15 protein-coding genes are annotated in these 13159 nt (G+C 40.5%); 7 read left to right on the plus strand and 8 right to left on the minus strand.

The genetic code is table 11. The features are described from left to right. Window positions 1-441 precede the first annotated feature (441 nt). Both fliB and rhaD read right to left on the minus strand, forming a co-directional pair. A complete protein-coding gene (gene fliB / locus LI162_RS12820) occupies window positions 442-1566 on the minus strand; it encodes a flagellin lysine-N-methylase (RefSeq protein ID WP_227156779.1) in 1125 nt (374 codons plus the stop codon). 182 nt (window positions 1567-1748) lie between these two features. Then, a complete protein-coding gene (gene rhaD, locus LI162_RS12825; RefSeq protein WP_015528173.1) occupies window positions 1749-2582 on the minus strand; it encodes a rhamnulose-1-phosphate aldolase in 834 nt (277 codons plus the stop codon). A gap of 298 nt (window positions 2583-2880) precedes the next feature. Between rhaD and LI162_RS16085 the strand changes: the two genes are divergently transcribed. Both LI162_RS16085 and LI162_RS12835 read left to right on the plus strand, forming a co-directional pair. After that, window positions 2881-3021, plus strand: a complete 141-nt coding sequence (locus LI162_RS16085; RefSeq protein WP_227156780.1) for a hypothetical protein — start codon at window positions 2881-2883, stop codon at window positions 3019-3021. A gap of 5 nt (window positions 3022-3026) precedes the next feature. Continuing rightward, entirely contained in the window at window positions 3027-3350 is a 324-nt protein-coding gene (locus LI162_RS12835; RefSeq protein ID WP_305067608.1) for a branched-chain amino acid transporter permease, read from the plus strand. 113 nt (window positions 3351-3463) lie between these two features. Here the strand turns inward: LI162_RS12835 and LI162_RS12840 are convergent, their stop codons facing one another. The 6 genes from LI162_RS12840 to LI162_RS12865 form a co-directional block, all read right to left on the minus strand. After that, window positions 3464-4486: a DNA/RNA non-specific endonuclease gene (locus LI162_RS12840; protein WP_227156781.1), complete on the minus strand. Its 1023-nt coding sequence runs from the start codon at window positions 4484-4486 to the stop codon at window positions 3464-3466. Window positions 4487-4694: 208 nt separating this feature from the next. Next, window positions 4695-5603: a radical SAM mobile pair protein B gene (locus LI162_RS12845; RefSeq protein ID WP_227156782.1), complete on the minus strand. Its 909-nt coding sequence runs from the start codon at window positions 5601-5603 to the stop codon at window positions 4695-4697. Continuing rightward, window positions 5591-6280, minus strand: a complete 690-nt coding sequence (locus LI162_RS12850; RefSeq protein WP_227156783.1) for a radical SAM mobile pair protein A — start codon at window positions 6278-6280, stop codon at window positions 5591-5593. The genes LI162_RS12845 and LI162_RS12850 overlap by 13 nt, the downstream gene beginning before the upstream one ends. Beyond that, the gene (locus LI162_RS12855) at window positions 6277-6714 is read right to left on the minus strand and encodes a radical SAM mobile pair system MarR family transcriptional regulator (protein WP_008704238.1); all 438 of its coding nucleotides are present in this window, start codon (window positions 6712-6714) and stop codon (window positions 6277-6279) included. Before LI162_RS12855 ends, LI162_RS12850 begins: the two co-directional genes overlap by 4 nt. Before the next feature lie 241 nt (window positions 6715-6955). Further along, entirely contained in the window at window positions 6956-8251 is a 1296-nt protein-coding gene (locus LI162_RS12860; protein ID WP_005608354.1) for a tyrosine-type recombinase/integrase, read from the minus strand. Between the two features lie 86 nt (window positions 8252-8337). Next, window positions 8338-8967 carry a helix-turn-helix domain-containing protein gene (locus tag LI162_RS12865; protein WP_005608353.1) on the minus strand — a complete coding sequence of 210 codons (630 nt, stop codon included), beginning with the start codon at window positions 8965-8967 and terminating at the stop codon, window positions 8338-8340. Between the two features lie 171 nt (window positions 8968-9138). Between LI162_RS12865 and LI162_RS12870 the strand changes: the two genes are divergently transcribed. The 5 genes from LI162_RS12870 (at window position 9139) to mdcF (ending at window position 12956) form a co-directional block, all read left to right on the plus strand. Then, complete coding sequence (locus tag LI162_RS12870; RefSeq protein ID WP_004843519.1) at window positions 9139-9369, plus strand: helix-turn-helix domain-containing protein; 231 nt, start codon at window positions 9139-9141, stop codon at window positions 9367-9369. A 140-nt stretch (window positions 9370-9509) separates the two neighbouring features. Then, window positions 9510-9824, plus strand: coding sequence for a hypothetical protein (locus tag LI162_RS12875; RefSeq protein WP_005608351.1), 315 nt, complete (start codon window positions 9510-9512; stop codon window positions 9822-9824). Window positions 9825-10153: 329 nt separating this feature from the next. Continuing rightward, a complete protein-coding gene (locus LI162_RS12880) occupies window positions 10154-11875 on the plus strand; it encodes a MobA/MobL family protein (protein WP_040893156.1) in 1722 nt (573 codons plus the stop codon). Further along, a complete protein-coding gene (locus LI162_RS12885) occupies window positions 11814-12548 on the plus strand; it encodes a DUF6040 family protein (protein WP_005608347.1) in 735 nt (244 codons plus the stop codon). The genes LI162_RS12880 and LI162_RS12885 overlap by 62 nt, the downstream gene beginning before the upstream one ends. A 63-nt stretch (window positions 12549-12611) precedes the next feature. Beyond that, on the plus strand, window positions 12612-12956 hold the full coding sequence (gene mdcF / locus LI162_RS12890; RefSeq protein ID WP_005608346.1) for a broad-spectrum bacteriocin mediterrocin MdcF: 345 nt from the start codon (window positions 12612-12614) through the stop codon (window positions 12954-12956). Window positions 12957-13159: the final 203 nt, after the last annotated feature.

Consider the following 13159-nt stretch of genomic DNA (forward strand, 5'->3'; position numbering starts at 1 on the left):
TAATACAGAAAAAACGCAGATAAGGGCGCTAAGCCACAAACCTGCGTTCGGTATGTATTCGTCTGTTTTATTCTCAGCTGTAACAGAAAAGGCAATATCTTCTCTTAGATTTTTAAATAAAACTTCTGGATCATGCGTGTCAGAGTCTATATAGCAATTATACTTTTACTACTCTTATTGACCGTTTCACAAGTCTGCGCGTCTGGCGCATAAGGCTATCAAAGAAACCTACTTATAAAATTAGAGCTTTTCACTCAATCAATAAGGCAACCAAAGTTACCATAATCGGCAGTGGACCCGGCTGTCCGTATGGCCTTAACCTCACTGGGTGGTCCGAAACAATTGCTTTGAAAAGACTCTGTCTGTTACTCTGCATCTTCGTCTCTCAAAATCGACTATAGCATAACATGTTAAAAAAACACTGTCAAGAATTTCTCCCATCTATTCGTTACTTTCTTGTAGCAATTCTTGTATTAAATTAAGGTTCGAATCAGAATGTTCCAGTTCTCTTGAATAACGATACACCGTATCTATCACATCATTTATATCTAGCACTTTTTCTTGCTTCATCCACTGTGCCATCAGAAGTTCATGGATCAACAGGGTGCTGACAACAGCCATCTGTGCTTTTGCAAATGCTTCACCATCGTATACTGCACCGCAAAAATAGGTACTGATGAAATATACAAGGAGCTGTTCATACTGTATTTCATATTCCGGCATTTCTTTCGCCATCCAGGCATGAAATTCTTGTATCATCTCAACATACCGTTTTTTGTCTATTTTTTCATTTACATTTCTATATAATAGTTTCTCTGCTTCTTGAAGATAAGATTCCCAATCCACTCTTAAATGTTCCATCTGATACTGATTTTGAAACATCTTCCTACTATATGTATAGTAATCCACTTCTGCAAGAGCATTTTTCACTTCCCGCACGCCTTCTTCAGCCTGATAGTAATCAAATACATCATCCATCGAGAATATATCTTCTTCGTCAATACATTCCTGCAGATTACGTGCAATCGCCAGAATAAGAGCTGCTCGCAGATTCAGCTTTTTCTCTCTGTCCTGTAAAATCTCAATCATCACATCTCTTGCATCTAACAGTTTCGAATATAAAAACGGATCAAAATCTTCATAATCTTCTTCCTCATCTGTTTCATAAGTAAGAAAATGTACCGGTTCTTTTTTATTCATCAGGATTCTCGCCACTTCCGGACAGGATACAGAAAGTGTAACCTCCCGCACATCTTCAAATTCTTCGATATGTCTTGGATACAATTTACAGGTTCTGCACAGGCTCTCTTCTCCCAGTGCGGTATACATATCACAGAGGTTTGATTGATTCAGAAAAGCACATCTTCTTTCTTTATCCTGCTTGAATGTTCCTTCTTCCCAGTTGACAGATTCTTTCAAACGCTCTGCAAATGTACCTGTCTCATTTTTATATTTCTCTAATGAAGCTTCATCTGCAACGATCTGCCATCCGGCACAACAAGTATCCTCACATTTTCCTGCAACACAGGTAAATTCATGATAATAATCCGGGATTGTATATAACATTGATCTACTTTATCCATTCCTTTCGCTTTTCTGATCGTCTATAGAATTTCCGACCTGTTTTATTATAGCACGCACTTTTAAGAAATGGTTATAAAAAAACGCATCAAACTGACTGGATTTCAATTATCACTATTGAATATCCGGTCGATTTGATACGTTTTATTGTTTTCTTGGAAATTTAATTATTTCTTTTTCTCATACAGGAACTCTTCTGGAAGTGTTACATTAAAGTCATGTGCCAGTTCGCGGAAGTTCTCCGGTGTGATTGTCTGAATCTTTCTTGGTGTCATAGAAAGAATCTTCACAAGGATCTCTGCTGACTTCTCTACTGTATGCATAAGACCGAATGTAAGATCGAAGTCTTCTCCTGAACAGAACATTCCATGATGTGCCCAGATAGCAACATCGTATTTCTCCATCAGTTCAGCTGTCTTCTCTGCGATTGCTCTTCCGCCCGGAACCATCCAGCCTACAACTCCAACTCCGTCTGGGAATACGACCGGACACTCTGTTGCTGACTCCCAAAGTTCTCTTGTAAATACCTGATCATCCAAAGGAAGAACAAATGTCAGTGCGATTGTATTTGTTGTATGTGCATGGTAGATTACACGATGTTTTCCGTTTGTGATTCTCTTCTTCACTTCATGGTTCATCAGATGAGTTGGAAGCTCACTTGTCGGTCTTCCACCTTCTACCAGTCCCCAACGGATTCTGTATTTTGTTCCTGTATAATCAATCTCGATAATTGCAAGACATACTTCAGGATCAACGATAATATTTCTGAAATACTTTCCACTTCCTGTTACAAGGAAGAATTCTCCTGCAAGTCCCGGAACCTCTGTTCCGATCTCTGTCCATTCTCCTGATTCATTCAGACGTGGTCTGATCAGCTCAACCTCTTCTGGTTTCAGACGATAACTTAAATTACCACCATTTCTCTCATGCCATCCCTGAAGGAATCCGTCATTTGCCATTTTAATAAAATCCTGTACAAACTTCGCATCTAAAATCTTCATATTATTTTACTCCTCCTGTTTTTACTCATTTACCGCAATGTTGTTTTATGTGGTTTATTTCTTCTTTATTATTGTTTTTTTGTGGTTTCTATTTGTATTATAGATAGTTTTATGTGGTTTGTAAACACTTTTTTCAAAAAAAATTGTACAATCCGAAAGACATTAACACAAATCAAGCCTATCATGTTATCCTTCTCTGTCAATTACACCTCTGAGATTCCCGAAGATGTAGACCGCGGATGGTTCTATTTTTTTGTTACATTATTGAACCAGTTCTATTGGGTTGCTTCCGCAACGATTGGTGGAATCATTGGTTCTCTTCGGAGCGGATTCCTTTATGATTCCGACACTGATACTGATTGTACTTCTACTGACAGTACTTCGAAAGTGGCTGGAACAATACGACAAACTTAAAGAAAAGGAGGAGCCGACCAAATGAGTAGCATGACTTTGGCACAACAGATAATTACAATCGGAATGTGCATACTTGGAACAATGGCAACGCGCTATCTTCCTTTCCTTATTTTTAAAGAAAATAAAAAGACACCGGAATATATCCAGTATCTTGGTAAATTTCTTCCTTCTGCTGTTTTCGGAATGTTAGTTATCTATTGTCTGAAAAATGTAGAAGTACTGCACGGAACTCATGGAATTCCGGAAGGAATCTCCATTCTTGTCACCACAGTACTTCATCTATGGAAGAAAAATATGTTTCTATCCATTGCAGGTGGAACTATCTGTTATATGTTGATATTACATTTTCTATAATAATCTCTATAGCAAAAAGGTCTGAGACCACATGTGCTTACACATTAGCGGTTGCTGTTCTCACTTCGTGCGACCAGCAACCATTTCTAATCTCATAACTCTTCTCATAACTCTTACGGCTTGCATCTGCCACAAGGCTCATATCCTTCTTTAATCAAATCCGACCTACTTCCTGTATACTCTTCTTTGTTCTCTGCTTTGATGTCCTTCACACCAGAACAAGTTGATTTATGAAACTTTTTTGTATTCTTGTTCAATATATAAGTTTCTTTTTTGATTGGATTTGATGTTTTTGATGAATTGGATACATTTTTATCAGTTACTTCAGCTTCTGTTCCTGGAGCCCACTCACCTTCCGGCGTTGCGAGTTCTTCCGTCTGATAACTCTCTCCTGTCTCATAATTGATCACAACATATGGCTGTACATTATATACGTATACGTTAAATGTTACCCCTGTGCCATCATCTTCCACAGACTTCGCCTCCATCTGGACTCCGGAAGCCACCAGGTCATCACCGCTATAGATTGGAGTGACACGATACATCACATGATTATCCGTTTCTTTGACATAATCTGCCACCTCATCCTCGAACGGAAGCATACCATCTACATTCATATAGCGTGTTCCTGTTATCAGGTTACGTTCATTCGCATTCTCACCTGTCAACTGGAAACCAATCAGATGACAGCGGTTGTACAGATATCCACCGTCAATTCCATCATATTCCTTATTCACCCAGCCTGTCGGCTTCACACTACTGATGCTTTCTCTCTTCTGTGTCGGCATCAAATCTTCACCTACACAGGCTTCCGCTGTCTGACATCTTCCCAGTTCATCTAACGGGCTGTATTCTTCGTAAGAATCTGTCGTCAGCTCATCTTCTGTAAATATTGGCTCATTATCATTGATCTCCACGTATGGCTGTCCTGTATACTCCGGTACTTCTTCCAGCGTATCTACGGATTCTATCTGCCCTGTTGATGCGAATGTCGTTTCTGTTGTCGTTTGATTTCCGCGGTCAGAATCCTGATTGCCTGATCCTTGTGATATCTGCAGTGAACCGCAGGATGTCAAAAGAAGACAAAGGGCCGTTATACATCCACATAATATGTTTTTAAATTTCTTTTTGCTCATATTGCACTCCTTTTTTCGAACATATGTACTTGCTAAGTATACACTATTTTTTCTAATATAGGAAGTGCTTTGTGTGGACACCAGTAACAAAATGTCAATAGTTTTTTAATCACTTTTCAAAAAAGGGAAAAAAATAGAACGTATAGTTAATTTCCATACGCTCTATCTCACATTTCATATTAAATTTTTGAATTCTACAAACTTGAAGTTAGCGATTTCTTTTTCCGGTATTCTCTGTCCCACGGATTTCCTCATGATAGAAATAATCTACGATCACCGGATGCCCCTGCGGGACTCTGCCATAAGGCATTTCATTATCCACAAAGGCACAATCATACTTCTTAGCCATTTTCTCAGCTTTTACTTCAAGTGCTTCAAAGTAGCTGCGGTTATGCTTGTTATAGATCTCGTCGTAAAGTGGTACAAGATCAGGATATTTTCCGGCGATATAATCCATAATTGTCTTTTTGAAACCGCCTCGAAGATTGAGATTTTCGAGCCAGAACAGATCGCACTGATCCTTTACCCGCTCAAAGATTGCTTCAAAATTCGTGATACCGGGGAATACCGGGGATACGAAACAGACTGTACGGATACCTGCCTCATATACCTGCTTCATAGCAGCGATACGGTGCTCAATGCTCGAAGCAGAATCCATATCGTTCTTGAAATTTTCATCTAGTGTGTTGCTCGACCATGAAACGGTTACACGTCCAAGCTTCTTCAACAGATCAATATCCCGTACCACAAGATCCGACTTTGTGCAGATCAGAATATCTGCGTCACTGCCGATCAGCTGCTCCAGAAGTTTTCTGGTATTCCCGAATTGCTCCTCCTGTGGATTGTAGCCATCTGTCACAGAACCGATGACCACCCGCTGTCCGACATATTTCTTCGGATTTTTAATTTCCGGCCAATGCTTCACATCAAGGAAAGTTCCCCATTCCTCCTTGTGCCCGGTAAAGCGCTTCATAAAAGAAGCATAGCAATACTTGCAGGCATGTGTACAGCCCACATAGGGATTGACCGAGTAACCGCCTACCGGTAGACTAGACTTAGTCATGATGTTCTTTGTTTCCACCTCACGAATGAGGATTCCATTTATTACTTCTTCCATGATTTCTGTACCTCTAACACTTTATTAAATTCTTCCGGCATTTCCTGAATCATATTTTCATCCCCTATGATAGGGACAAGGTCTTCCTTCATAAACACCGGAATGCCGAGCTTATGTGCCTGGTCCGCCAGAGACCATGCCCATTCCGGCTCCGTATGAATCTTCCTACTCTGAGCTCCGGTCATGGTGCCCACAACGATCCAATTGATTCCGGAAAGGTCAACTGTGCCGGGATCATCGAATAACGGCTCAAAGGTAACATGGTAATGTTTTGCTCTGACGTTTTTCCGAAGGGCGTCGATACGCCACCGTTCTGCTTTCCTCGTCACCGTAACGCCAAACCATGCGTTTTCCAGATCGGTATCAAAATCCAGCAAATCAGGTCGCTTGGTAAGGAACAGGAACTGATGCTGTGGATTTTCACGGATCTTTGCAAATACCTCGTCTCTCCATTCCGGCTTCCATCCAGAGAGATCGCTCATGCCGGTAAGAAGAAAGTTCTGCGGACGTTTCTTTTCCATCATCTTGAGCTTACCCGGAAAGAATTCAGGGTCAGCGAAGTCATCAATCATATGCCAGCGTTTCACGTTGTTGCGGGCATAGCAATATGTACACCCCACTGTGCAGCCAATGACGATATTCATGTTCTGAATCTGATCTTTGATACAAATACTCATGACTTCTGCCACTCCTCAAGATTCTTTCTGATGCGGTCGAGGCATTCCTCAAACCGGATAATTTCTTCCTCTGAAAAACCTTTGTAGTAAATACTGCCCATCTCATCAGATACAGAATCGTACTCGCCCTTTAAGGCATGTGCTTTCTCAGTCAGAAACAGGAGCGTTTTCCTTTTGTCCGTTTCAGACTGAACACGGCTTATCAGCCCTTGATTTTCCATTCTTTCCAGCATCGTAGTAAGAGATGTTATCGCTAATCCGCATTTAGTCGAGAGTGACCTGATTGAGATACCATCCTTCTGCCACAGCACATAAAGAATACGCCCCTGGGCTCCATTAAACGCATCAATATTCTTTTCACTGAGAATCTTCTCAAAAATCCGGTCTCCAAGCTGTTTTATTTTTGTGACAAGAAATCCTCCATTCATTTCCATGCAAAAGCTCCTATATAGTAGTTTATTGAAAACATACTATATAGGAGCTTTATTGTCAAGAGTTTATATGTCTTAATAGGTAAATTCCGTTTTTTCAATTCTCCAAACTGGAATTTATATAATTATTCCTCTAACTTTCCCCATTTTATAGGCTTTCCCGCCTGTCCATTAGTGAAATGATATGTAGTTTCCCTTATTTTTGCCCTTATGAGATAATCACAAGGGAAATAAGGGAAATTTTTTAGTCATTGCCCACCACTTTATCAAGAAGCCGAACTGATTTTCGTTTCGCATCTCTTGTGGAGTGAGCATAGACGTTCATTGTGGTACTGACATCTGAGTGTCCCAACAATTCCTGCACATCTTTTGGGGCAGCTCCATTTGCTAAAAGGTTGCTTGTATAGGTGTGACGTAACTGGTGGAAATGAAAGCCTTCAAATCCCTCTAATGTTTTTGCCACCTTTCTGCAAACAGTCCCCAAAGTAGTTGGAAGTTCCAAACAACCATCCGGTCTTAAACAGACGAAAGAAATTTCTTTATAATCTGTCGGGACTTCCTCTGTTCTGTCTAAACAATAATATTCGTAGTACACTCTGTTTTTCTCTTTGACCTCTTTGTAGTAGTTCGTGTGATAAAGTTCTCCGTACTGCATTCGATTTTTTAACTGCTCTTTCCGGGCATTACGGAAAATCTCTACCAGTGTATCTCCAAAATCAACAACCCTTACTTTTTTCCGCTTGGTTGGTCCGATGATATATTTGCGCTTTGAGCCATCATATCGGATGCTGCGTCTTATGGTAAGGCATTGTTCTTCCAGATTTACGTCCTGCCATGCCAAACCGCAGGCTTCTCCAATACGAAGCCCGGCATAATAGGCTATCTGGATTGGAAGTATTGCGGCTGGGTTCTTTTTTTGCAGATAAGCAAGCAATCTTTCATAATCTTCTCGTGAAATTGGTTGGACATTTCCGTCCATATCCTCATCGGAAAACAAATCCACTTCATCCGTCTGATACCGCAGTTTAATATACTGCATGGGATTGAACGTAATATACTGCTTTGGAAATACTGCAAAACGGAAGGACTGCTGCATGACTGCGGAAAAAGAATGGATATAATCTTTGCTGTAACCCTTTCTCTCTTTTCCGTCGGGATGAACTCCCCCGAAGGAAAGCAAATCGAAGAAGGATTGCAAATGTTCAGAGGTTACATTTTTCAGTTTCCGTTCTGCCAATGGGTGTTTCTTGATATTTCGGATTGTTCCGAGGTAATTCTCCACCGTACCATTGCTGAGCGTACCTGTTTTTAATTCCTCCTCTGCCCACACATCCAAAAGCTGTCCGACTGTGAGATTTTCCGCTTTGGCAACAAATTTCTTTTTCTCATAATCATCCATTGCCTGACGGAGCAGCTTTTCAGTTTCACTTTTGCTTTCTGTTCCAACGCATTCTTTCTGAACAAGATTGCCGCTTGCGTCCTCTACATAGAAGCGGTAGTACCATTTCTTTCCTTTTTTTCTTACAGATCCTTTTGCCATAATCGTATGTCTCCTTTCGATATTAGACAATCGGAACTGATGAAATGCTTCGTGCGTGTAAGTATATCATAACTCCGGTTGTCTTACTATACCGATTCGGAATCTTCGTATAAGACTTCTGATAAAAGATTTGCAAGCCTTTGTTCTGCTGTTTTTGGTTTCTTGGAATAGAGCCTTACAACGTCTGCCATCTCATTAAAAGCATTGATGGTGTGAGTGATTTCCCTTAAGAACATAATCTCATTATATTCATCATTCGATTCAAACCCTATTGTTTTGGCAATATCCGTCTGACCAGCATTCCCCTTGAAGTTTTTGCAGGCGAACTGGAAGGAATCCAAAAACAGACCATATTGTTTTAACATCAGCAGTAATAAATCTTTTGAAAAAGCATCTTCTTCTTTGGTAAGGGCAAGCGGTAACTGTTCCAGAATATCTCCCATCGCATCACGAATCTGTAACTCTCTCTTATCCGTAATGTCGGTTTCATATTCATCTGTTTCCCCTTTGAGCCATTCCACAGATACATGGAGTGCTTCCGAAAGACCTTCCAGCACCATTTTTTTCGTATTGTCAATCGAACCATTCTCATAACGCAGGATTGTAGAAGCGGTAACACCCATCTTTTCTGCGACATAAGGCTGTGTCAGATTCAATTCCAGACGGCGCTGTTTTACTCTGCTGCCTATCAGCTTGCGTAGTTCTTTATCTTTCATGCTGACTGCCTCCTTTTTCGGTATGTATGAATTATAGCATTGTTTTTCTGTAATTGCAATATGCAACTTAAAAATTATTTTTAATATTTCGTAACGCTTGACAAAAAGATATGAAAAGGATATACTTACATCACAAGAATTGCATAATGCAATTTATAAGGAGGTGATTATATGACGCAAAGAAAAATTGCATTATCCATCGAAGAAGCTGCTGACTATACGGGAATCGGCAGAAACACCTTAAGACAGCTTGTAGAATGGAAGAAACTTCCAGTATTAAAGGTTGGTCGCAAAGTCCTGATTAAAACCGATATTCTGGAAATGTTTATGGAAGCGAATGAAGGTCGTGATTTGAGGGATAGAGGAAATGTAAAAGCCGTAACAAGAACTGCGGCAAATTAAAAAGGCGGCTTCCAAAGAAACCGCCAAAGGTTCTATCAGACCGAAGCCATGATATACCTACACGCAAGAAGATTATACCATGTGCTTCTTCTGATACGCAACCGAGAACTTATGTTTGTAAAAGAAAGGGGAATGTAATCATGGCAAAATCAACAAAAAGTTATGAAGAACGAATGCTTGAAATGGAAAAGAAGGAACAGGAAAGCCTTGAAAAAGCAAAACGATATGCAGCACAGAAGAAAGAACTTCTGAAACGAAAGAAAGCCGAAGAAAGTAAAAAACGAACCCATAGGCTCTGTCAGGTTGGCGGTGCGGTGGAATCCGTTCTCGGTGCGCCTATCGAGGAAGAGGACATCCCAAAGCTGATTGGTTTTCTGAAAAAGCAGGAAGCCAATGGGAAATTTTTTTCAAAGGCAATGCAGAAAGAAACACATACCGATATGGAGGAAGTGTAATGGCGGGGGGGGGATGAGTTTTTCATTCCCTTCATTGCTTTTTCATGAAGGGCGCACTTATGGACAACCAGAGGTCGTCCCAATAAGTTTGCCACAAGTGGCAACCGGTCTTCGCTCACGCTTGCCGGGCTCGTTCCGTCGGCGGGGCTTTCAGCCAGACCTGCTCATGCCGCAGGAGGCACTCTTCGCCAGAGGGGCGCATTCCATGCAGGCTGCTATGCGCAGGGCACTCTTACGCAGAGGGCGTTCCGGCAATACTGCTTTTTCTAAAACTGAAAGCAATGTTGCCGGAAATCTATGCCGGATGTGCAGAAAGGGGGAATCCAGACATGGCGATTTTTCATTACACAATCAAAATAGTCGGACGAAGTAAAGGGAAATCTGTTATCTCCGCTTCCGCATATCTCAATGGGGATGTGATGAAAAACGAGGAAACCGGGCGAATCAGTTATTACACTTCTAAAAAAGAAGTGGTCTACACCAGTCTGATGATGTGCGAAAACGCACCTCCTGAATGGCAGATAGTACCAGAAGAAAATATAAAACGCTTTCAAAAATCTGTCCGATACAAAAGGTCAGAAGATAAAGAAGCTGCTTTAGAAAAATTTAAAATCACATTTCAGAAACAACGGTTATGGAATGAGGTATTGAAGATTGAAAAAAGTGCAGATGCCCAACTTGGCAGGTCATTTGAATTTGCCCTCCCCAAAGAATGGAGCAGACAGGAACAGATTCAATATACAGCCGACTATATCAAAAAAACATTTGTGGATAAGGGAATGTGTGCTGATTGGAGTATCCACGACAAAGGGGATGGCAATCCTCATGTCCATCTGCTTCTGACAATGCGCCCTTTTAACCCGGATCATTCTTGGGGGAAGAAAGAAGTCAAAGATTGGGATTTTGTCAGAGATAAAAGCGGAAATATCGTGATTGATGAATCCCATCCGAACTGGTGGCAGGATAAGAAAAACCCTGACCGTCATGGAATCCGTATCCCTGTATTAGATGAAAACGGAATCCAGAAGATTGGTGCAAGAAACCGCCTGCAATGGAAACGGGTACTGACCGATGCTACGGGATGGAACAATCCAAAAAACTGTGAACTGTGGCGGAGCGAGTGGGCAAAGGTGTGTAATGAACATCTGCCTTTGCATAATCAGGTCGATCACCGTTCTTACGAAAAGCAGGGAAAACTCCAGATTCCTACCATCCATGAAGGTGCTGACGCAAGAAAGATTGAACAAAAGTTTCTTGCCGGGCAGGAAATAAAAGGTTCGTGGAAAGTAGCGGAAAATCAAATCATAAAACAACAAAACACGTTATTGCAAAAGATACTGGACACCTTTGGGAAAGTATCAGGTGCATTATCATTATGGAAGGAGCGATTAAATGACATTAGAAGAAAGCCGGGAAATTATACCCTTAATGGAGTCCATGATTGGGCAAATCGAAGAACAGCAGACCTTAATGGCAGAAATGCTTCTGGAAATGCAGAACCGGGACACCCAACTCTCTCTTATGCAGGAACAGAATCAGAAATTGCAAAAATTAAACAGCGAGTTATCCGAGCTGCTCAACATTTTGCCAAATACCGAGGAACTACTTTCCAAGATGGAAGAACAGAAAACGAAGATAGAACTTTTGGAAAACGAAAATCAGCAATGGCAGATATTGGCACAGAAGCTGAACAGCGAAAACAGTTTATTACTGAAACAGAACACCGAATTGCTGAACTGGAACAGCAGGTAGAGAAAGGACGTGATATAGATGAACGAATCCAGAGAATTAAAGAACGCCGAACAGTTGGAAGAACTTCTGCTCTTGACCGAGGAGATACAAGAAGAGTTGGAACAGAAAGACCAGCTTATCGTGGAACTGAAGACGCAGCTCAACGAATCTCTGACCTTGAACGAGAAATTAAACAAAGAGAACAGAGCCGGGAATATTCAAGCATTAAAGAACGACTTGAAGCTGGCAGACAGAGCATTGCGGAGCGAGAAAGAGAAGCTGCGAAGCGCAAACGTCACGATAGAGGAATGTCAAGATAAAATACGATGCTTAACACAACAACGGGATTATGCCCGGACACATCAGAAAATCGTAGAGATACCGGTAGAAAAGCCGGTACTCTATAAAAAATGCGAAGCCTGTGACCGGACAGCCTATCAGAATGCAAAAGCAAGATACGAAACACAAAAAGAGCAACTTGCAGGACAATATAAAGCAAAAACGGTAATGTTCCAAACAACCTTGTTCCTTCTTGCATGGTATTCGCTGACAACCACTCTTTTTCAGGCAGTACAGTCAGATGTGTTCCTTTCCGATTGCAAATCATTCTTCCATGATGCAGCATCATTCATACAAACTTTTATCGGTTGGACGATTGATGCCGGGCAATCTGTGGCACAAATCAGCACAAAAATTCCAAATGAGATTATAGCCGGAATCATATATTGGTTATTGATGATATTGGTTGTTGGAATATGTGTGGCAGGGACAGGGATACTGGCAATACTGATAGAAATAAAGGTTATAGAATTATATAAGAAAAACTGTTGGGATGTTATTACCCTACTGATGATACTGACAAGTGCGGCTGTCATCATTTATTTTGGAGAAGTAATTAAAAAAGCATTATCAATAAATCTGTTGTTCTTTTGGTTAATTTTACAAGGAATATATCTTACAATTCGACGCTATATAAGTCAAGATACTGATTGACTAGATACAAAATATTTGATAAAATATAAATAGAAATACAGCAGATCAAATGAGGTAAAACTTATGAGAGCAAAGAAAGTGATTGTAGGGGTAGCTATTAGTGCAATGTTAATTTCTTCATCAATTCCAGTAATGGCATTTTCTGTTACAAACGGGAATAAGACATTTGATAAAAAGTGGGAATTGAGCACTACATCTGATGGCGGAAAAGGTGTTTTGACTTATGGTTATAATACTCTTGCTATTAATGAAGATTATGCACACGCATATCATTCAACTAAAGATCATTACGCATATGTCAAGAATGGAAATGGTTCTTTTTCGGGTTCAAATGTTGGTAAAGGTAATTGGTCTAAAATTGAGGTTGCTCATAAAGGAAATAGTATTACCTACGGTAATAGCTACTAAACAAAGGTTCGGGATAATGGCTGAGTGGTTGGAATTCCAACCACTCTTTTTTGTGGAGTGTATATAAATGAAGAAAAAAATAAAATATATAGGAATTGTTTTGGTTATTTTGTTCTGTTGCTATAATTTATTTTGGTACTTCGGGAGTTATAAACCATATAACGAATTTCAGAAAGACTTCCCTGAAATAGAAGAATCTGGAG

It is taken from the genome of Mediterraneibacter sp. 210702-DFI.3.120, assembly GCF_020561005.1.
GTDB classification, from domain to species: domain Bacteria; phylum Bacillota; class Clostridia; order Lachnospirales; family Lachnospiraceae; genus Mediterraneibacter; species Mediterraneibacter faecis.

Excerpts from the sequence above, each read along its gene's own strand:
- LI162_RS12860 (WP_005608354.1), bottom strand. The coding sequence starts at position 8,251 with ATGGCAAAAGGATCTGTAAGAAAAAAAGGAAAGAAATGGTACTACCGC.
- LI162_RS12875 (WP_005608351.1), top strand. The coding sequence starts at position 9,510 with ATGGCAAAATCAACAAAAAGTTATGAAGAACGAATGCTTGAAATGGAA.
- mdcF (WP_005608346.1), top strand. The coding sequence starts at position 12,612 with ATGAGAGCAAAGAAAGTGATTGTAGGGGTAGCTATTAGTGCAATGTTA.
- rhaD (WP_015528173.1), bottom strand. The coding sequence starts at position 2,582 with ATGAAGATTTTAGATGCGAAGTTTGTACAGGATTTTATTAAAATGGCA.
- LI162_RS12870 (WP_004843519.1), top strand. The coding sequence starts at position 9,139 with ATGACGCAAAGAAAAATTGCATTATCCATCGAAGAAGCTGCTGACTAT.
- LI162_RS12840 (WP_227156781.1), bottom strand. The coding sequence starts at position 4,486 with ATGAGCAAAAAGAAATTTAAAAACATATTATGTGGATGTATAACGGCC.
- LI162_RS12850 (WP_227156783.1), bottom strand. The coding sequence starts at position 6,280 with ATGAGTATTTGTATCAAAGATCAGATTCAGAACATGAATATCGTCATT.
- LI162_RS12855 (WP_008704238.1), bottom strand. The coding sequence starts at position 6,714 with ATGGAAATGAATGGAGGATTTCTTGTCACAAAAATAAAACAGCTTGGA.
- LI162_RS12865 (WP_005608353.1), bottom strand. The coding sequence starts at position 8,967 with ATGAAAGATAAAGAACTACGCAAGCTGATAGGCAGCAGAGTAAAACAG.
- LI162_RS12880 (WP_040893156.1), top strand. The coding sequence starts at position 10,154 with ATGGCGATTTTTCATTACACAATCAAAATAGTCGGACGAAGTAAAGGG.
- fliB (WP_227156779.1), bottom strand. The coding sequence starts at position 1,566 with ATGTTATATACAATCCCGGATTATTATCATGAATTTACCTGTGTTGCA.
- LI162_RS12845 (WP_227156782.1), bottom strand. The coding sequence starts at position 5,603 with ATGGAAGAAGTAATAAATGGAATCCTCATTCGTGAGGTGGAAACAAAG.
- LI162_RS12835 (WP_305067608.1), top strand. The coding sequence starts at position 3,027 with ATGACTTTGGCACAACAGATAATTACAATCGGAATGTGCATACTTGGA.